The organism is Actinokineospora auranticolor (assembly GCF_041897805.1).
GTDB lineage: Bacteria > Actinomycetota > Actinomycetes > Mycobacteriales > Pseudonocardiaceae > Actinokineospora > Actinokineospora auranticolor.
This window is the reverse complement of the sequence record NZ_CP154825.1, coordinates 2,153,713-2,174,539: the sequence shown is the minus strand read 5'-3', so window position 1 is coordinate 2,174,539 and position 20,827 is coordinate 2,153,713. Positions and strand designations below refer to the sequence as shown.

At 72.0% G+C, this 20,827-nt stretch carries 6 protein-coding genes (1 of these 6 cut by a window edge); 3 read left to right on the top strand and 3 right to left on the bottom strand.

What is annotated here, in order from left to right; translation table 11 throughout:
* Nucleotides 1-84: 84 nt before the first annotated feature.
* Entirely contained in the window at nt 85-549 is a 465-nt protein-coding gene (locus tag V5P93_RS10100) for a MarR family winged helix-turn-helix transcriptional regulator (RefSeq protein WP_104483191.1), read from the top strand.
* On the top strand, nt 546-947 hold the full coding sequence (locus V5P93_RS10095; protein ID WP_104483192.1) for a DUF5313 family protein: 402 nt from the start codon (nt 546-548) through the stop codon (nt 945-947). The genes V5P93_RS10100 and V5P93_RS10095 overlap by 4 nt, the downstream gene beginning before the upstream one ends.
* A gap of 1,364 nt (nt 948-2,311) precedes the next feature.
* Here V5P93_RS10095 and V5P93_RS10090 read toward each other — a convergent pair.
* On the bottom strand, nt 2,312-3,388 hold the full coding sequence (locus V5P93_RS10090) for a sporulation protein (protein WP_104482604.1): 1,077 nt from the start codon (nt 3,386-3,388) through the stop codon (nt 2,312-2,314).
* A 520-nt stretch (nt 3,389-3,908) separates the two neighbouring features.
* Between V5P93_RS10090 and V5P93_RS10085 the strand changes: the two genes are divergently transcribed.
* Nucleotides 3,909-4,190, top strand: a complete 282-nt coding sequence (locus tag V5P93_RS10085) for a hypothetical protein (RefSeq protein WP_104482603.1) — start codon at nt 3,909-3,911, stop codon at nt 4,188-4,190.
* A 476-nt stretch (nt 4,191-4,666) separates the two neighbouring features.
* On the opposite strand, the gene V5P93_RS10080 is transcribed toward V5P93_RS10085, so the two are convergent.
* Entirely contained in the window at nt 4,667-18,886 is a 14,220-nt protein-coding gene (locus tag V5P93_RS10080) for a non-ribosomal peptide synthetase (protein ID WP_181043850.1), read from the bottom strand.
* Nucleotides 18,883-20,827, bottom strand: the final stretch of a protein-coding gene (locus tag V5P93_RS10075; protein WP_104482601.1) for a non-ribosomal peptide synthetase. 6,743 nt of this gene lie beyond the right edge of the window; the window shows 1,945 of its 8,688 coding nt (coding positions 6,744-8,688); the start codon falls outside the window, past its right edge; the stop codon is at nt 18,883-18,885. The genes V5P93_RS10080 and V5P93_RS10075 overlap by 4 nt, the downstream gene beginning before the upstream one ends.

Sequence of the window (20,827 nt, the reverse complement as noted above, 5' to 3'; positions counted from 1 at the left end):
GGGGCGGCCCTTCGGGGCCGCCCCATTTTTTGTGCCCCGGCCCACCTTGGTCCCGGACCGCACCCCGGCTAACATGGGGTACAAATGATTAGCACACCAAGTATCGAAGAGGACCCCCTGGCGCTGGAGCGGCAGGTCTGCTTCGCGCTCTCCATCGCGTCCCGGTCGGTGATCGGGATCTACCGGCCGCTGCTGGAGCCGATGGGGCTGACGCACCCGCAGTACCTGGTGATGCTCGCGCTGTGGGGCCGGACCCCGCTGTCGGTGAAGGAGTTGAGCGCGATGCTGGTGCTCGACCCCGGCACCCTCTCCCCCTTGCTCAAGCGCCTGGAGTCCATCGGCTACCTCCGGCGCGCCCGGTCGGAGGCGGACGAACGCCAGTTGGCCGTCACCCTGACCCCCGAGGGCGCCGCGCTGCGCGAGCAGGCCTTGCAGATCCCGCCCGCCGTGGTCGCCAAACTGGGCATGGACCTAGACGAACTCCGCCGCCTCCACGAGTCGCTGACCCGGGTGATCGCCGCCGCGGACCAGAAGAAGGGACAGCCGTGACCAAGCCACCCCTCCACCTCCGCGCCTGGTACCTCTTGGGCGGCCGCGTCCCCATGTCCTACCACGCCTGGGTCCTAGCCGACGCCGCCCGCCCGTCTTGGCTGGCCTGGTTCGCCCTACGCACCCTCCTCCGCATGGTCCTCCTGACCACCGCGATCACCCTGGGCCTACTCCTGGGCTTGGACGCCCCCGTGGGCCTAGCCCTGGCCTGCGGCGCCCTGGGCTTGGTCGTCGGCGTGTACTTCATGCTGTCGTACGCAATCGAGAGCACCGAGTACCGAATGACCCGCTACGGCCACCCCCACGGCGCGGCGGCGGAGGCGCGAAAAGCCCGCACAGCCGACCGCGACCGCCTACGCCAAGAACGCTACGACAACGCCTGGCGCACGACCGAGTAGTCCACTAGGGACGGTCACCGACACGGCTCCTCCCAGGCACCATCCCACCCCCGGCTACCCCCGGCAAGTCGTCCACAGGCTTGATCATCTCCACCAGGTTTTGTCGGCCCTCGCCGCTAGAATGGATAGTGGGGGCCGGAGGCGTCGGGTTGATCATCGCCGGATCGCGACGGCGAGCGGGGCGGCCGATCGGGATGCCGCTGGTCGCCCGTCGAGCAGTCCACAGAGGGTTATTCAGCGGCGGAGAAGTAGAGGCCGATGACCGCGGAACTGGTGTCGGCGAAGGTGTCGATGGGGCGCCGGTGGTCGGTGTGGGGAACGCGCCGGGTTTCGTGTTGGGCGACGGCGCGTTCGACCACGACACGGGTGCAGTCGTGGTGCCGGTTGAACTCCCGTTCCCGGTCGGGTCGCTCCCGGTCTCCGGGTCTTCTGATAGGGGTCAGGACTCCGCCGCCGACGCAGCCCTCGTCGCCAAGCCAGGCGCCGGCATCCCGACCCTCGAGAACGTGCGAGACCTCCAGGCCGACGATGTCGTTCCGAGGTCACGGCACCGGATCCGACACCCACCTCACACACCCGCCCAGCAACAGTGGGGCCACCGCCGCGATCACCCGGCCGACCGTCGACCACGACACCACGAACGCATCCACCCACTCCGCCTGAACCCGATTCCGACGCGAATACGCCACCGCGACCACCACGGAGCGACACACGCCGAGAACCGGCGACCATCTTCGGTCACCTCACCGATCAAGGCACATAGTTCCTCGACACGGCCTCGACCGAGACCGGCGCCAGGACACACAGACGCGGCCCGTTGTCGAGAATGATGCGTGGTGGCTGGATTCTCGCAAACGGGCCGCCGTCTCGCGCTTCGGGGTGATCATTGCTGGGCGTGAACAAGCCTCCCAGGCTTGATCATCTTCGCCGCGAATTGTCGGTGGCCACCGGTAGAATGAATATCGGGGGCCGGAGGCATATCAAGATCATCGCCACGACTCGTCGAGCCCACCGCCCGAGGGACTCAGAGCGGAGAGAAGCGCGCTGTCCCGCAAGCGGCATCCCCACGAGGTCTCACGCACGGCTCAACCGATCAACCCGCGACCGGCTCCGACGGCGTCAGCGACCTGGGTCGCGATCGTCGTCCCGCGGCCGACTGGACCGCAAGGCGAGTTGCTCCCGTTGCCAGGCAGGGCGTTGAGCTTCGCCGGGCGCACGTCGGCGAAGCGGCTGCCATCGGTAGCGCGGTCGAACCGGTTTCGGTTGCCCGCGAACCCGGTCGCACGCGGCGGCGGAACGAACAGCGGAGGCCCACGCGCGCGGTGCGGGCGTGGGCCTCCGTCGGTTCCTGTGCGCGGTGGCGGTTACTCCTCGCCCGCGAAGTCTTCCTCGCCGCCGCCACCGTCGTCGCCGTCGAACATCTCGCCGAGGATCATGCCGCCGACGACGCCCGCCGCGACGCCGCCGATCACGCCGCCCATGCCGGGGCCGCGTCGCTGGCCGTGCTGACCGTATCCGGGCTGACCGTAGCCCTGCTGCCCGTAGCCGGGTTGTCCGTAGCCGGGTTGTCCGTACCCGGGCTGGCCGTAGCCGTGCTGCGGCTGGCCGTACCCGGGCTGGCCCCCGAACGCCGCGTTCGGCGCGCCGCCGCCGAAGGCGGGGTTGGCGGCGCCGCGTTCGACGACCTGCTCCAACCACTGGCCGATGAGCGGGGTCCAGTCGGTGGACTCGGCTTCCTGGTGGGGCATGGCGAAGCGACCGAAGACGTCACCGCCGCCGCCGAAGAAGCCGCCCCGGCGGTCGGCCTCGAGCACCACGTGCAGCTCGGTCGGCGTCGCCACGAAGGTGAGCTCCACCTGGTTGATCCGGCCCGCGACCTGCGGCGGCGCGTAGAACTCGAGCTCCTGGTAGCAGCCGAGCTGCTGCGGTACGCCCTGGATCCGCCCCGCCTCGACGTCGGCCTTGGCGAAGCGGAAACCGAGCTGCCCGAACGCGTCGAGCACCTTGTCCTGGGACGGCAGCGGGTGCACCTCGACCGGGTCTAGGTCGCCCTTGTCCGGCGCGCCCGCGATGACCAGCTCGGTGCGCAGACCGACGCTCATCCCCGGCAGGTGGCTGCCACCGACCGCGGTGATCGGCGTCTCCCACGGCAGCGGGAACTGGAACGGCACGTCGACGTTCTGGTTGGCCCGCACCGGAACCCGGTCCTGCACGACGACCCGCACGAGTTCACCGTTGCCGACCACCTCGTTGCCGCCGCGCTCCACCTCGACCCGGGTGACCAGCGACAACACGATCTGCCCGATCTCGACGTCGGCGCTCCCACCCTGGATGCGCACCCGCCCGGTGACCAGTTGCCCCGCCACCGCGTGCGGCGAGTCCAACACCGTGTCGACCGACGGACCACCGACTCCGAAAGCGGAGAGCATCCGTTTGAACATGAGGCCAAGTCCTCCTGATGAGCCACGAAAAGGGCAAATCCGACACTAGCACAACCGGACGATCACCCTCCGCGACCGTTTCCCGCGTGTCCGCGCCCGGTCCAGCGATGACACCCACCACAGCCCCTGTGAACGCGCGGTTCGCGATGCGGCCGGACTCCGTGCGGTGCGGACGATCCCCGTGGTCACCCGGCCACCCACGCGACATCAACAAGATCAACACTACCGGAGTCCGGGCGGGCGAGGTGCGCGACAGCGGGGAGACCGGACCGGTGGACGCGCCCCGACATCCGTTCCAGCCATTGTCCATTTCTCCGAATCAGCAAGTATTTCACCAGAATCGCCAGTGCGCGGTGAGCCGCGCGCCATCTCGGCCGTTCGTGTGGCGGTACGTCACAACATGATCGCGACCAGAGTGCCGCCACCGACGTGACCATGCAGGAGCAGCCTCCGAACTCACCGAACAAAATCCACCGAACCCGCCGAACCGGATGCGGCGGGCACGGGCGCCAGGCTAACCGTGTTCTCGGCGTTCAAACGCGAGTTCGCCGCGACAAGCTTGTTCACCGCGGTCGTGGCCGCGGTCTCGTCCCTCGGCGGTATATACGGCCAGGTATTCGCGATCGGCCCATGGGGCCTGGTGCTGGCACTCGGAACGATCCTCGTGCTCACCACCGCTTCGGCCGTCCGACGCGGTATGCGGAGCAACCAGATAACCAAGACCCAAGTGGCGTTCACCGCGGCCCTCCTGGTGGCCACGGTCCTGATCTTGCCGATCGCGGCGATCGCGCTCTTCACCTAGAAGGCGACCGAATCGTCCGCGGTGGCACCAATTCCCCCTTTGGTCAGCGAGTCGCCTGGACAAGTTCCCCCTTCCCGTTCGGCCGACCCGACGACACCCGGAGTGTCGAACCCGCCTGCCATATCCGGCACCCAGCCGGTCACGGTCGAGCAGACGACACCGTATTCACCGCCTGTTTCCGTTGTCCAGCCCGCCCCGGCCGGGCAGGCGGCACCGCATTCCACGGTCATGTCCGAGATTCCACCGCCAGCCCCCCGCGCCGCACCCGTACTTGCGGGCGACACCGGATACCCCAGGCGGGTGCAGCAGGCATGCCACACTCGCCGGTTCCGCGAACGGCGATTCCCGCGCCGCGGGAAAGGACCTCTGAGTGGTGTCCGAGTTGTTGGCCGCTCCGGAAACGGGAACAAGGACCACTTCTACGCGACAAGCAGGCTCCTCGACCGGTCGGTACCCGGTCGAGGAGCGCGGTCCGATCACCGCGGGCGCAACGCGTCTCCCAGGACCGCGCCCAGTGTGGGAGTCATCCGGGGAGACAGCACTTGGGCGTGTCGGCAGTCGAACGGGACGGCGGTGACGGTGCCCGTGGCGAAGTCGCGCCATTCGTCCGAGGCAGGGGTGTGGGTCAGTTCGAAGCCGGGTTCCGGGGTGGTGGCGTCGACCACGAGGATGTCGCCGTTGAAGACGGGGTATTCAGCGGTGGCGAGTAGCTGTTGGCCGGTCAGGTAGCTGATCACCACCGCCGCGATTGTCTCCGGGGTGAAGGACGCCATGATGTCGCCCCGAGCGCGGATGACCTCGACGGCCGATTCCATTGTCAGGTCGGCGGGGACCGGGTAGTCGAGGTCCGCGAGCAGGCCTTCCAAGGCGGCGGTCGCGTCGGCCGGAACCTCGTCCAACGCCGGGTCGAACTGGCGGGAGTCGAGCAGTGCCAGCAGGTCGACGGTCAGGCCCCGCCGCTGGAGGGCGCAGGCGACGAGGTGGGCCAGGTTGCCGCCGAAGGACCAGCCCACCAACCGGTACGGGCCGGTGGGGTGCAGGTGGATGATCTCCGCCACGTAGCGCTCGGCCAGGTCCGCCAAGGTGTCGAAACGCTCGGTCGGGGTGGTCAGCAGCGGCGACTGCAAGCCGTACAGGGGTACGCCGTCGGGGAGGTGGGGTTTCAGGGCCGCGAATTGCCAGGCCAAGCCACTCGCCGGGTGGAGGAAGAAGACCGGGGTCCCGGTGCCCGCGCGGAGCGGCAGGACCGGGGACAGGCCCTCATCCGGACCGGCCTCCGCGACCCGACGGGCCAGGGCGGCGACGGTGGAGGCGGTGAACAAGGCCGTGATGGGGAGGGTGACCCCGAGACGCGACTCGATGGCGGCGCTGAGGCGCACGAGGAGCAGCGAATGGCCGCCCAGCATGAAGAAGTCGTCGTCCACGCCTACCGAGGCCACACCCAGGACCTCAGCGAAGAGCGAGCAAAGGGCTTCCTCGGTGGGGGTCTGGGGCGCACGACCCTCGGACCGGGAACCGAAGTCCGGGGCAGGCAAAGCGCGGCGGTTGACCTTTCCGTTGTCGGTCAAGGGAAACGCGTCGAGTACGACGAAGGCCGACGGGACCATGTAGTCCGGCAGGCGAGAAGACGCGGCGGAACGCAGGGTCGCGGTGTCGATGGACCGGCCGGGCGCGGGGACCACATACCCGACCAGGCGCGCGTCGCGGGCGACCACGACCGCCCGCCCCACGGAGTCCACTTCGGACAAAGCAGACTCGACCTCGCCCAGTTCGATGCGGAACCCGCGCACCTTGACCTGGTCGTCGGCCCGGCCCAGGTACTCGAGTTCGCCCGCGGCGTTCCACCGGGCCAGGTCGCCGGTTCGGTAGAGGCGCCCCGCGCCGAAGGGGTTGGCCACGAAACGGGTGGACGTCAAACCCGGACGCCGGTGGTAGCCGCGGACGACTCCCTCACCGGCCAGGTAAAGCTCACCGACAACTCCCGCGGGCACCAGTCCGAGCCCACCGTCAAGAACATGGGCCTGCGTGGCCCGAATAGGCGCACCGATCACCACGCGCTCGTCGGTGACCTCGGCGGTGGTCGACCAGACCGTGGTTTCCGTTGGCCCGTAGAGGTTCACGACCCGATGTGCGCGGGTAGCGAGGGCGCTGGCCAGAGCGGAAGGCAGGGCCTCGCCACCGACCAACGCGGTCGTGTCGCCCAAGCCGGCACCCGCGTCGACGACGGCCTGCCACAAAGAAGGCGTGGCCTGCACGTACCCGGACAGGTGCGGTACCAGCAGCCGGGGGTCGAGGACCTCGTCCCTGGACGCCACCCGCACGGTCACCCCGCGCGTCAACGGCACCAGCAGCTCCAACACGGCGATGTCGAACGACAGCGTCGTGACCGCCAGCAACCGGTCCCCCGCCCCGAACCCGACGACCGCGCCCATGGCCTCCGCGAAGTTCGCCACGGCACCATGGGGCACGACCACGCCCTTGGGCCGCCCGGTCGACCCGGACGTGTAGATCACGTACGCCGGGCTCGCCGGAGCGGGCCACGCGACCGGGACGTCCCCGGACCACGAGTCGTCGAACGTCACCGTTTCCGCGACCGGGGGCAGCACCGCGCGCAACGCGGGGGTGGTCACCAAGAGCGCGGGCGAGGCGTCCTCGACCATGTACGCCAACCGGTCCGCCGGGTACTCCGGGTCCAGCGGCAGGTACGCCGCCCCCGACCGCAGCACGGCCAGCATCGCGACGACCATGTCCGTCGACCGGGGCAACGCCAGCGCCACGATCCGCTCCGGGCCCGCGCCGCGCCTGGTCAGCTCCCCGGCCAGCGCGGAGGCGCGGGCCACCAGCTCGGCGTAGGTCACCGAGCCGTCGGCGGCGGTGACCGCGACGGCCGTGGGGGTGCGCGCGGCCTGGGCGAAGATCGACTCGATGACCGTGGTGGCCACGGCGGGTGCGTCGGGGAACGCCAGCAGGTCCCGCCGCTCCCCCGCCGACAGCAGGTCGACGGCGGAGACCGGCAGCGCGGGGTCGGCCGCGACCGCCTCCACCAGCCGCACGAGGCGGGTGGCCAGCAGGGATGCCGTGGCACGGTCGAACAGGTCGTCGGCGTACTCGACGGTGCCGGAGATGCCGTCGGCCAGTTCGGTGAAGGTGAACGTCAGGTCGAAGCGAGCCGTCGTCACCTCGGCGACCTGCGCCGCGGTCGAGACGCCGGGCAGGCCGAGGTCGCGGTCATCGGCGTCGTGGAACACGACCAGCGTCTGGAACAGCGGGTGCCGCCCCATCGACCGGGTCGGGTTGAGGATCTCCACAAGGCGCTCGAACGGCACGTCCTGGTGCGCGTAGGCGGCCAGGTCGGTCTCCCGGACACGGCCGAGCAGCTCGGCGAACGACGGGTCACCGGAGACGTCCGTCCGCAGCACCAGCGTGTTCAGGAAGAACCCGACCAGCTCATCCAGCGCCTCGTCGGTGCGGCCCGCGATGGGGGAACCGAGCGGGATGTCCGTGCCCGCGCCCAGTCGCGAGAGCAGGGCTGCGACGGCGGCTTGGGCGGTCATGAACAGGGTCGCGCCAGAGGCGCGGGCCGCCGATCGGAGCCCGCGCAGCGCGTCGCCGCTCAGGTCGAACCGCACCTCGCCGCCACGGTAGGAGGCGATGGCCGGACGTGGTCGGTCGGCGGGCAGTGCCAGCTCCTCCGGCATGCCCGCGAGCGCCGAGCGCCAGTGGTCGACCTGGGTCGACACGACGCTCGTCGGGTCGTCTTCCGAGCCGAGGAGTTCCCGCTGCCACAGCGCGTAATCGGCGTACTGCACGGGCAGCGGTGTCCACTCCGGACGCGTGCCGGACCGTCGAGCCGAGTACGCGGACGCCAGGTCGCCCAACAGCGGCGCGGTCGACCACTCGTCGGCCGCGATGTGGTGCACCAGCAGCACCACCACGGACTCCTCGGCGGAGAGCCGGAACAGCCACACCCGCAGGGGAATCTCGGCGGACAGGTCGAATCCGTACTCGACCGCCGCCGCGACCAGGGAATCCACGTCCGAGCCCGCGTCCGCCACCTCGAACGGAACGTCTACATCAGACAAAATCCGCTGGTACGGCACGCCGTCCCACACCGGGAACACCGTCCGCAGGCTCTCGTGCCGCCCCGCGATATCCCGCAGCGCCAACCGGAACGCGTCGGCATCGACCTCGCCGCGCAGCCGCGCGGTCAGCGGGATGTTGTAGGTCGAACTCGGCCCTTCCATCCGGAACAGGAACCACAGCCGCTGCTGCGCGAACGACAGCGGCAACCGCTCCGGCCGCTCCCGCCGGGTCAGCGCGGGCCGCGCGACCCCGGACAGGGGAAGCCGCGACACCAGACCCGCGACGGTCGGCGCCTCGAACACGTCCCGAATGGTCGGCTCGACACCGAGAACCGTCCGCACACGACTCACCAGCTTCGTCGCCAGCAGCGAATGGCCGCCCAGCGCGAAGAAGTTGTCGTCGGAGCCGACGGAGTCCACCCCGAGCAGGTCCGCGAAGATCCCCGCGACCAGCTCCTCGCGCGGCGAGCGCGGCGCCCGCCGGTCACCTGTCTCCAGCACCGGCTCGGGCAGCGCCCGCCGGTCCACCTTCCCGTTGGCGGTGATGGGCAACGCGTCCAGTTCCACGAACGCCGAAGGCACCATGTATTCCGGCAGCGTGTTCTTCGCCCACTCCCCCAGGTCCGCGACCGGACCCTCGGGAACCACATACGCGGCAAGGTAAGCGCTTCCGGTGGGTGTGTGCCGGGTGGTCACCACCGCCGAACGGACGCCAGGGTGCGACAGGAGCGCGGCCTCGACTTCTTCCAGTTCGAGCCGCATTCCCCGGATCTTGACCTGGTTGTCCGCGCGCCCGACGAAGTCGAGCGTGCCATCCCCCGCCCAGCGCACCAGGTCGCCGGTGCGGTAGAGCCGTCCGTCACCGAACGGGTTCGCGACGAAGCGCGCGGCGGTCAGGTCCGGGCGGTTCACATAGCCCCGACCGAGCAGGTACCCGCCGACGTACAGTTCGCCCGCGACACCCGGGGGAACCGGGTTGAGCGCGTCGTCGAGCACGTAGAGCCGGGTGTTCGGGTTGGGACCGCCGATCGAGGTGGCCATGCGGTCGGAACCCTCACGGTAGACCACGTGCGAGACGCCGATGGTGGTCTCGGCGGGACCGTAACCGTGGTACATCGTGGTGTCGAGCGCGGCGCGGAACCGGTCGAACAGCTCCGGGGTCAGCACTTCGCCACCGCACCAGACGTGCCGCAGGCCGCGCAGGGAATCGGTGCCGCGGCCGAGTTCGAGCAGCGCGTCGAGCATCGAGGACGGCAGGTAGACGAAGGTGATGCCCTCGTCGTCGATGAGGTCGAGCAGGTAGCGGGGGTCGCGTTCGCCGCCCGGTTCGGCGATCACCACGCGACCGCCGGTGACCAGCGGCAGCAGGATCTCGTTGACCGAGATGTCGAACGACAGCGGCGCCTTGAACAGCGACGCGTCACCCCGGCCGAAGCCGAGCAGCCCGCTCTGCCACACCAGGCGCGCGCAGATGGCCTCGTGGCGGATCATCGCGCCCTTCGGCGCGCCGGTCGACCCGGAGGTGAACATGACGTAGGCGAGCTGCGTGCCCAGCGCCGGAACCGCTGGGGCAACGGGGTTCCCGCCGAAAGCCCAGCGTCCCAGGTCGACGGCCAGAGTGTCCGCGGATTCCGGCACCCCGCCAGGACCGGTCACGGTCAGCACCGCACCCGAATCGCGCAGCACGCTCTCGCGTCGAGCCCGCGGCCAAGTCGGGTCGAGCGGCACGAACGCGCCGCCCGCGCGCAGGATGGCCAGCAGCGACACGACCATTTCCGCACCACGCGGCAGCCCGATGGCGACGACCCGCTCGGCCCCGACGCCGCGCTCCCGCAGTTCCCCGGCAAGCTGTCCCACCAGCACGTCCAAGTCCCGGTAGGACAGACGGGCGTGGCCGGACACCAGCGCGATCTCGTGGGGGAACTCGGCGAACGCGGACGCGAGCAGTTCCGGCAGGGACCGCTCGACTTCCGGTTCCGCCGTGTCGTTCCACGTCCGCAGCACCAGTTCGCGCTCGTCCTCGGACAGCAGTTCCACGCGCCGGATCGGCCGACCGGGGTCGGCGGCGACGGCCGCGAGCAGCCGCACCAGGCGGTCCGCGAGGTCGACGATCGTCGCCCGGTCGAACAGGTCCGTGGCGTACTCGATCGCGCCGACCATGCCGCCGGGCACGTCCGCCAGCCCGAAGGACAGGTCGAACGTGGCGGTGGTGGTCGCGACGTCCGCGGCCTCGGTCCGGGTGCCGGGCAGGCCCAGGTCGGCCTCCTCCAGGCCGGTGTGCGTGACCATGACGTGGAACAGCGGGTGGCGAGCCATCGACCGGGTCGGGTTCAGGATCTCCACCAGCCGCTCGAACGGCACGTCTTGGTGCGCGTAGGCCGCCAGGTCGGTCTCCCGGACGCGGCCCAGCAACTCCACGAACGACGGGTCACCGGAGACGTCCGTCCGCAGCACCAACGTGTTCACGAAGAAGCCCACGAGCCGGTCGAGGTTCTGGTCGGTGCGCCCCGCGATCGGCGTGCCGAGCGGGATGTCGTCCCCACCCCCGAGCCGGGACAGCAACGCGGCGACAGCGGCCTGCACGACCATGAACACCGTGACGCCGTGGTCCCGCGCCACCTCGCGCAACGACGAAGCGACGTCGGACGGCACCTCGAACCGGACGTCGTCGCCCCGGTAGGAAGCCACGGCGGGTCGGGGCCGGTCCAGCGGGAGCGCGATCTCGTCCGGCGCGCCGGCGAGCGCGTCCCGCCAGTAGGCGACCTGCCGGGACACCAGGCTCGCGGGGTTGTCCTCGGAACCCAGCAGTTCCCGCTGCCACAGGGCGTAATCGCCGTACTGCACGGGAAGGTCAGCCCAGTCGGGACCGACGCCCCGCTTGCGCGCCGAGTACGCCTCGCCCAGGCCGCCCAGCAGCGGCGCGGTCGACCACTCGTCCGCGGCGATGTGGTGCACGAGCAGCACGACGACCGAGTCGTCCGCGGACACCCGGAACAGCCAGGCCCGCACGGGGATCTCGGTGGCCAGGTCGAACGCGTACCCGGTGGCGTCCTGGACTTCCGCACCGACCTTGTCGGCGGTGGTGCCGATCTCGGTCAGCTCGACGTCCACATCGGACAAGATCCGCTGGTAGGCCACACCGTCGTGGTCGGGGAACACCGTGCGCAGGCTCTCGTGCCGCCCCACGACGTCCCGCAGCGCGAGCCGCAGGGCGTCCGCGTCGACCGCGCCCCTGAGCCGTGCGACGAACGGGATGTTGTTGGTGGCGCTGGGGCCTTCCATGCGGAACAGGAACCACAGCCGCTGCTGCGCGAACGACAGCGGCAGCCGCTCCGGCCGCGCCCGCCTGACCAGGGCGGCCCGGACCTCGTCGTCGCCCGCCGTGACGAGGGCGGCGATGCCCGCGACCGTGCGGGCCGTGAACACGTCCCGGATCGCCAGCTCGGCGCCGAGCGTGGCGCGGACGCGGGAGACGAGCCGGGTGGCCAGCAGCGAGTGCCCGCCGACGGCGAAGAAGTCGGCGTCGGCCCCGACCTCGGGCAGCCCCAGCACCTCGGCGAACAGCGCGGCGACGATCTCCTCGGCGGGTGTGCGCACCCGGCCGCCCGCGAGCGCGGCGAGGTCCGGTGCGGGCAACGCCTTCCGGTCGACCTTGCCGTTGGGCAGTGTCGGGAACTCCGCGAGGACCACCACGACCGCCGGGACCATGTGTTCGGGCAGGCGTTCCGCCAGCCGTGCCCGCAGCGCCCGGCCATCCGGTGCCGTGTCGGGCGCGGCCACCACGTAGCCGACGAGTTGCTCGTCGCGCACCACGACGACCGCGGCGGCCACCGACTCCTCTGCGGTCAGCGCCGCTTCGACCTCGCCCGGCTCGATCCGGAACCCGCGCACCTTCACCTGGTCGTCGACGCGCCCCAGGAACTCCAGCCCGCCCGGGGTCCGGCGCACCAGGTCGCCGGTGCGGTAGAGCCGTCCGCCGCCGAACGGGTTGGCGACGAACCGGGACGCGGTCAGCCCGGGCTGACCGAGGTACCCGCGCGCCAACCCGGGCCCACCCAGGTACAGCTCGCCCGGCACACCGGCGGGCACCAGCCCGAGCGTCCGGTTGACGACGTAGGCGGTCGAGTTCGCCACCGGGTCACCGATGACGACCTCGGCACCCACCACGGGTGCGAACACGGCATCCACAGTGGACTCGGTCGGGCCGTAGAAGTTGAACGCCGCCACGTCCGCGGCGGCCAACCGCGCCCACAGCGCGGCTCCCACGGCCTCGCCGCCGGTTCCCACGACCGTGAGTCCGGTCTCCAGAAGACCTTCGTCGACCAGCCGGGTCAGCAGGGCGGGCGCGGCGTCGACGTACCCGATCCCCCGCGACCGGACGTGCGCGACGAGCGCGGCCGGGTCGGTGGTGAGGTCGGGGCCCGCCAAGTGCAGTTCGTGTCCGGCCAGCAGCCAGAGCAACCCGTCGACCGAAGCGTCGAACGAGAAGGACGCGGCGTTGAGCACCCGCAGCCGTTCGGACGGCATGACAGCAGCGCGATGCGAAGCGAGAAGGTTGGCCACACCGCTGTGCTCGACGACAACCCCCTTCGGCCTGCCCGTCGAACCGGAGGTGTAGATGACGTACGCGGCGCCGGAAGTGCCTTCGAGCGCGAACGTCTCCCCGGTCGCACCCGGCAGGCCGTCCGGCCCCAGGACGACCCCGGGCGCCGCGTCCTCGACCATGAACGCGATGCGCTCGGCCGGGTAGCCCGGGTCCAGCACGAGGTATGCCGCGCCCGCCCGCCAGGTCGCGAGGATCGCCGCGACCAGTTCGGCCGACGAGGGCAACGCCAACCCGACGACGTCCCCGGCGCGCACCCCTTGTCCCACGAGGTGAGCCGCGATCTCGCCGGACCGCGCGACCAGTTCCGCGAACGTCAGCGACCCGTCCGGCCCGACCACCGCGACCGCGTCGGGCGTCGCGGCGGCCTGCCGCGCGAACACCTCCAGCACGGGCTCGACCGGGACTTCCCGGCCCTCCAGCCCGCCACCGCCGGCCAGCCACAGGCCGCGCACCGAGGAGTCGGGGTCCGTTGCCAGGGCGCGCAACGCGGTCCGCAGCCCGTCCGCGAGCCGGGTGACCAGGTCCCGGTCGAGCGCGTCCGGTCGGTACTCCAGGGACAGGTCGAGGACCTCGCCGAAGTCGGCGGTGAGCGTCAGGGGGAAGTCGGTGGCGTCCGTGCCGGAGACACCCTTGACCCGCAGGCCCGCCGCCGCCTCGGCGGCACCGAGCGCGTCGGTGTCCACGGGGAAGCTCTCGAACACGGTCAGGCTGTCGAACAGCTCGGGCAGCCCCGTGCCCCGGGTGATGTCGGTGAGCCCGAGGTGCTGGTGGTCGAGCAGCGCGGACTGCTCGGTCTGCACCCGCCGCGCGGCCTGGCCCAGGCTTTCGCGGGGGTCCAGCCGCACCCGCACGGGCACGGTGTTGATGAACAGCCCGATCATCGACTCGACACCGGGCAGGTCCGCCGGTCGACCGGACACGGTCGCGCCGAACACCACGTCCTCGCGGCCCGACATCCGGGCCAGGGTGAGGCCCCAGGCGAACTGGATGGCCGTGTTCAGCGTGATGCCCAGCGCGCGGATGGTCGCGACCAGCGCCTCGGACAGCTCCCGGCCGGTCTCGACGTCGACGTTCTCCGGCCGCACGGCGGTCGTCTTGGCCGCCGCGCCCGCGACGAGCGTCGGCTCGTCGACACCGGCCAACGCCGCGCCCCAGGCGGCCCCGGCGGCCTGGCTGTCCTGAGTGGACAACCAGGACAGGTAGTCGGAGAACGGCTTGGCCCTGGGCAGCCGGACGCCGCCGTAGAGCTGGAGGAGTTCCTGCCCCAGCAGCGGGGTGGACCAGCCGTCGAGCAGCACGTGGTGGTTGGTGATCACCAGGTGGTGCGCGCCGTCGTCGGTGCGCACGAGCAGGAACCGGATCAGCGGTGCGGCCAGCGGGTCGAACCGGGTGTCGCGGTCCTGCGCCACCAGCGCGTCGAGGTCACCGGACGCCTCCCGCCACGGCGCGCGCACATCGTCGAGCACGAGTTGCGCCGACCGGCCGGACGACAGCGTGTGGAAGCGGACCCGCAGGCCGGGGTGCCGGTCGAGCAGCGCGTCGGCGGCGGCGCGCAGGCGTGCGGCGTCGACCGGTCCGTCGAGGTGCAGGACGGTCTGGACGGTGTACACGTCCTCGTCGGAGTCGTCGAGGCCGGCGAGGAACAGCAGCCCCTGCTGCAACGGCGACAGCGGCCAGACGTCGGCCAGCGCGGGCTCGGCGGCCTGGAGCGCGTCGACCTCGGCCTGCTCCAGCGCGACCAGCGGGAAGTCCGACGGCGTGCGCCCGCCCCGGGCGCCGACGAGGTCGGTCAGCGCGGCGAACCAGTGGTCGCCGAGCGCGCGGATGTCCGCCTCGGTGAAGACGCCGTCCGGCCACGTCCAGTCGACGGTCAGCACCGGACCGCCGACACCGTCCACTGTGGTCACGTCGATCTGGAGCGCGTGGTCGAGCGGCAGGCCGGGGTCCGCGCCGCCGCCGATCCCCGCGTCGACCGGTTCCCACGGGCCGGGCGCGGCCTCGCCGGTGCCGAACCGGCCGAGGTAGTTCAGCACGACCTCGGGCCCGCCCCGCGTGGCCAGGCGCGCGGCGGTGTCCGGGTTGAGGTGGCGCAGCAGGCCGAAGCCGGTGCCGTCGCCCGGGGTGGCGCGCAGGGTTTCCTTGACCCGCTTGAGGGTCGCGGCCGGGTCGGTCGGGACGATGCCGGCGAGCCGGACCGGGTGCGTGCTGGTGAACCAGCCGACCGTGCGGTGCAGGTCGGCGCCGTCTACCCGGGTCTCGTCGCGACCGTGGCCTTCGCGGTCGACCAGCAGCGCGGTGCGGCCGGGGTGCAGCCGGGCGACGGCGACGGCGAGCCCGGCGAGCAGGACGTCGTCGACGCGGGCGCGGAACCGGTCGAGCACGGTGGTGAGCAGCGGCCCGGTGACTGCGGGCGGCAGTTCGGCGCGGTGGGTGCGCGCGGTGGCGATGACGTCGGTGCGCGGGTCGAGCCGACGGGCGCCGAGCGGCTCCTCCTCGGTGAGCACCGCGAGCCAGTGGTCGAGTTCGGCGGTGTTCTCGGCCGCCTCGACCAGCCCGGTGGCCCAGCGCCGGAACGACGTGCCGACCGGCTGGAGGTCTTCGCCCCGGTAGGCGGCGACGAGGTCGGGTAGCAGGATCCGCCAGGACACGCCGTCGACGACCAGGTGGTGCGCGACCACAGCGACGACTCCGCGCTGCCGCAGCCACACCACGCGGAACACGACCCCGGCGCTTGGGTCCAGTTCGTCCAGCACGGCGTCGACGTCACCGTCGTCGACGACTCGGACGACGTCGGCGGCGCCTGGCGGGGCGATGAGCAGCCCGTCGTCGGTGAGTCGGGCGCGCAGGACGTCGTGGGTGTCGACGAGCTTGGCCACCGCGGCGGCCAAGCGGTCCGCGGTGAGGTCGGCAGCCGCGGTCAGCACCTGGACCTGGGCGTACCGGTTGATCGGGCCGCCCGCGTCGAGCAGTTCCCGCATGATCGGGGTGAACGGCACGAGCCCGATGGCCGCCCCCGCCTCCTCGACGACCGGGGCCGTGTCGGGGGCGGCGATCGCGGCCAGCGCGGCGACCGTGCGCTGCTCGAACACGTCACGCGGGGACAGCCGGAGCCCGGCCGCGCGGGCGCGGCTGACGAGCTGGATTGACACGATGCTGTCGCCGCCGAGGGTGAAGAAGTCGTCGTCGACCCCGACCGCGGGCAGACCGAGGACGCGGGCGACGAGGTCGAGCAGGACCGACTCGGCGGGGGTCCGCGCGGCGCGGCCCGCGGTGGCGAGACCGGCGAAGTCGGGGGCGGGCAGGGCCTTGCGGTTGACCTTGCCGCTGGGCAGGGTCGGCAGCTCGTCGAGTACGACGAACGCGGCGGGCACCATGTGGTCGGGCAGCACGGCCGCCGCGTGCGACCGCGCATGGTCGGCGTCGGCGCCCACGAGGTACGCGACGAGCCTGCCGTCGCGGACCACGACGACCGCGTGCCGCGAGATCTCCGCCAGCACGGCCTCGACCTCGCCGAGTTCCACCCGGAAACCGCGGATCTTGACCTGGTCGTCGGCGCGCCCCAGGTACTCCAGCTCGCCCGCGGCGGTCCAGCGCACGAGGTCGCCGGTGCGGTAGAGCCTGCCGTCGCCGAACGGGTTGGCCACGAGCCGGGTCGCGGTCAGGCCAGGTCGGTTGAGGTAGCCGCGCGCCACGTGCGGCCCGGCCAGGTACAGTTCTCCCGCCACACCGGGCGCGACCCGCGACAGCGCGGTGTCGAGCACGTACGCGGCGCAGTTGGCCAGTGGCGTGCCGATGACGACGTCGGTCCCCCGGACCTCGCCCGCCACACCGTCCACGGTGAACTCGGTCGGGCCGTAGGCGTTGAACGCCTCGACCGGTGCCTCCGCGAGCCGCGCCCACAGCGCGGGCCCGATGGCCTCCGCTCCGGTGCCGACGACCCGGATCCCGGACTCCAGGAGCCCGTCCTCGACGAGTTGGGTCAGCAGCGTGGGTGTGGTGTCGATGAAGCCGACGCCGTTCGCGCGGATGTACTCGACCAGCGCGGCGGAATCGCGCACCAGCTCGGCGGAGACGATGTGCGCGGGGTGCCCGGCCAGGAACCAGACGATCGGGTCGAGCGAGCCGTCGAAGGAGAACGACGCGGTGTGCAGCGCCGACACCGGCCGCATGACCGTGGCGCGGTGCGCGGCCAGCAGGTTCAGCAGGCTCCGGTGCTCGACGACCACGCCCTTGGGCCGTCCGGTCGACCCCGAGGTGAAGATCATGTACGCGGCGCCGTCGACCGGCGCGGGGGTGAACGGCGCGGACATGTGCGGTTCGACCGCGTCCAGCACGACGACCGGGTCGGCGTCCTCGAGCATGAGCCGCAGCCGCTCCGCGGGGTAGGTCGGGTCGACCGGCAGGTAGACGCCTCCGGCCTTCCAGATCCCCAGCATGGCAACGAAAACGTCGACCGAGCGCGGCAGCTTCGACACCACAACGCGTTCCCGCGCGACCCCCTGGGCGCGCAGCCACCCGGCGAGGTGGTCAGCGCGCTCGTCGAGTTCGGCGAAGGTCAGCGCGCGGGTGCCGTCGGTCACCGCGAGTCCGTGCGGGTCGGCCGCGACGGCGGCGGCGAAGGTGTCCAGCACCGAGGTTTCCGGCACCGCGAGGACCGGCCCCCGCTCGGCCGCGCGGACCGCCGCGCGCTCCACATCGGACTGGAGGTCGAGGGCGCGGACCGGGACGGAGGCGTCGGCGGTGAACGCGGTGAGGGCGGTGACGAGGCGTTCGGCGATCCGGGTCGCGGTCGCGGCGTCGACGACGTCGGGCCGGTGGTCGAGCCACACCTCAAGGCCTTGGGACGCCTCGGCGGTCAGGGTGATCGGGTAGTTGGTGTCGTCGGTGCCGTCCGCGCCCAGCACGCGCAGTCCGGCGGCGCTTTCCGCGCGGCCCAGCGCCTCGGTGTCGACCGGGTAGCTCTCGAACACGGTGATGGTGTCGAACAGCTCGGTCAGGCCGGTGTGCCGCTGCACGCGGGACAGGCCGACGTACTGGTGGTCCATGACCCGCGCCTGTTCGGCCTGCACGCGCGCGAGGAACTGCCCCACGGACTCGGCCGGGTCGAGCCGGATCCGCACGGGCAGGGTGTTGATGAACAGCCCGATCATCGACTCGACCCCGGGCAGGTCCGCCGGGCGGCCGGACACGGTCGCGCCGAACACCACGTCGTCGCGGCCCAGTTGGCGGGCGAGGGCGAGCCCCCAGGCCGCCTGCACCAGGGTGTTGACCGTGACCCGCAGTTCACGGGCCACCGCGCTCAACCGCGCCGCCAGGTCGGCGGAGATCTCGACCGGCACCCGCGCGGTCAGCGACCCGGAGTTCGACGCCCCCGGCGGGCCGACCAGCGTCGGCTCGGTGACGCCGTCCAGCGCCTGGGCCCAGGTCTTCTCCGCGACCTCCTTGTCCTGTTTGGACAGCCAGACCAGGTAGTCGCGGAAGGAGCGGACGCGGCGCAGACCGGAGGCGTCGCCGCGGGCGCCGTAGATCTCGAACAGCTCGCCGAGCAGCAGCGGGGTGGACCAGCCGTCGAGCAGGATGTGGTGGTTGGTAACCAGCAGCCGGTGCCTGCCGTCGCCGACCTCGGCCAGCAGGAACCGGACCAGCGGCGGCACCGCGAGGTCGAACCGGGTGGCGCGGTCGCGCTCCAGCACCGCCGCCCAGTCCCGCTCCACGTCGTCGGAACCGGTGAGGTCGATCTCGGTCCACGGCAGCGGCGCGCGCGCCACGATGAGCTGGACCGGCTGGTCGGCCTCCTCGGTGGAGAAGCACGCGCGCAGGCCCGGGTGGCGGCGCAGCAACGCGGTGGCGGACTCGCGCATCAGCTCGGCGTCGAGGTCGCCTTCGATGGCCAGCACCGTCTGCACGGTGTAGATGTCCACTCCGGACTCGTCGTAGCCGGAGAGGAACAGCATCCCCTCCTGCAACGGGGAGAGCGGCCAGATGTCCTGTAGACCCGCGCGGCTCACGGGGTCCTCCATTTCGCCTCGAAGCGGTCGATCTGCTCCTGGGCGAGCCCCGGGATCAGCAGGTCCGATGGGGTGAGTCCGCCCGCGCCGGACTCGGCGCCGTGGTCGGCGAGCGCGCGCAGCGCCCCGGCCACGCACACGGCCAGGTCGCGGACGTCGCGCTCGTCGAACAGCGCGTCGGGGAAGGTCCAGTCGAAGCGCAGTTCCAGCCCGTCCACTGTGGTCACGTCGACCTGGAGGGCGTGGTCGGCGGGCAGGTCGGCGTCGGCGCCGCCGCCGATGCCCGGCCGCACGGACCAGGCGCCGTCCGCGGTGCGGGAGTCGAAGCGGCCCAGGTAGTTGAACAGGAGCTGCCTGCGGCCGGTGAGGGCCGGGGCGGTGTCGGGGTTGAGGTGGCGCAGCAGGCCGAAGCCGGTGCCCTCGCCGGGGACGGCCCGGACCTGCTCCTTGACGAGCTTGAGCGCGGTGCCCGCCTCGGGGCCACCCGCGAGCGCGTCGGCGAGGTCGACCTCGCCGACGTCGAGGCGGACGGGGTGCACGCTGGTGAACCAGCCGACCGTGCGGTGCAGGTCGGCGCCGGGCACGGCGTCCTCGTCGCGGCCGTGCGACTCGAGGTCGATGGTGACCGCGGGCCGGTCGAGGCCGTGGTAGCGCTTGGACCAGCGGGCGAGGCCGAGCGCGAGCCCGGTGAGCAGGACGTCGTCGACCTCGGCGTGGAAGAGGTCCGGGACGGGGCCGAGCAGCGGCTCGGCGGTGTCGGCGTCGACGGTCGTGGTGACGCGGCGCAGCGTGGACACGGTGTCGACGCGCGGGTCGAGCGGCCGGGCGCCGAGCGGGGCGTCCGCGCCCGCGACGGCGGCGGTCCAGTGCGCGAGTTCGGCCAGCCGCTCGGCGCTGCGGGCGTTCTCGACCAGCCCTTCGGCCCAGCGGCGGAACGAGGTGCCGACCGGTTCCAGATCGCGGCCCTCGTAGGCGGCGGCCAGGTCCGGCAGCAGGATCCGCCAGGAGACGCCGTCGACCACGAGGTGGTGGGCGGCGAGGACGAGCGATCCGGTCTTGGGGAACCAGGCGACGCGGAAGACGCTGCCCGCGCGGGGGTCGAGGTCGTCGAGCACCGAGTCGACGTCAAGGGTGTCGGACTCGACCACGCGGACCTCGGGGGTGACCGCCCCGGGCTCGCCGACGAGCAGGCCGTCCCCGGTGAGGCGGGCGCGTAGGATGTCGTGGGTGTCGAGGAGCTTCCCGACCGCCGCGGTCAGCCGGTCGACCGCCAGGTCCGCAGGTGCGGTGACGACCTGGACCTGGGCGTAGCGGGTGATCGGGCCGCCCGCGTCGAGCAGGTCGCGCATGATCGGGGTGAGCGGCACCAGGCCGACGCCCGCGCCCGCGGCCTCGGCGGTGGGCTTGTCGGTCTCGGCGACCAGCGCGAGCGCGGCCACGGTCCGCTGCTCGAACACATCGCGCGGGGAGAACCGGAGCCCTTCCGCGCGGGCCCGGCTGACGAGCTGGATCGACACGATGCTGTCGCCACCGAGGGCGAAGAAGTCGTCGTCCACGCCGACCGACGGCAGGCCGAGCACGGCGAGGAACAGGCGTCGCAGCACGGACTCGGACTCGGTCGTGGCCGCGCGGTCGGAGACCAGGGCGGCGAAGTCCGGGGCGGGCAGGGCGGTGCGGTCGACCTTGCCGCTGGGCAGGGTCGGGAACTCGTCGAGGACGACCACGGCGGCGGGCACCATGTGGTCGGGCAGCGCGGCGGCGGCCTTCGCGCGGACGGACTCGGTGTCGCCTTCGGTGACGTAGGCGACCAACCGGCCGTCGCGCACGACGACGACCGCGTGCCCCAGGACGGTCTCGATCTCGCCGAGTTCGACGCGGAACCCGCGGATCTTGACCTGGTTGTCCGCGCGGCCGAGGAACTCCAGGCCGTCGTCGGCCCAG

What these genes read in the sequence shown, in the direction of transcription:
- V5P93_RS10100 (WP_104483191.1), top strand. Translation starts at nt 85, where the DNA reads ATGATTAGCACACCAAGTATCGAAGAGGACCCCCTGGCGCTGGAGCGG.
- V5P93_RS10090 (WP_104482604.1), bottom strand. Translation starts at nt 3,388, where the DNA reads ATGTTCAAACGGATGCTCTCCGCTTTCGGAGTCGGTGGTCCGTCGGTC.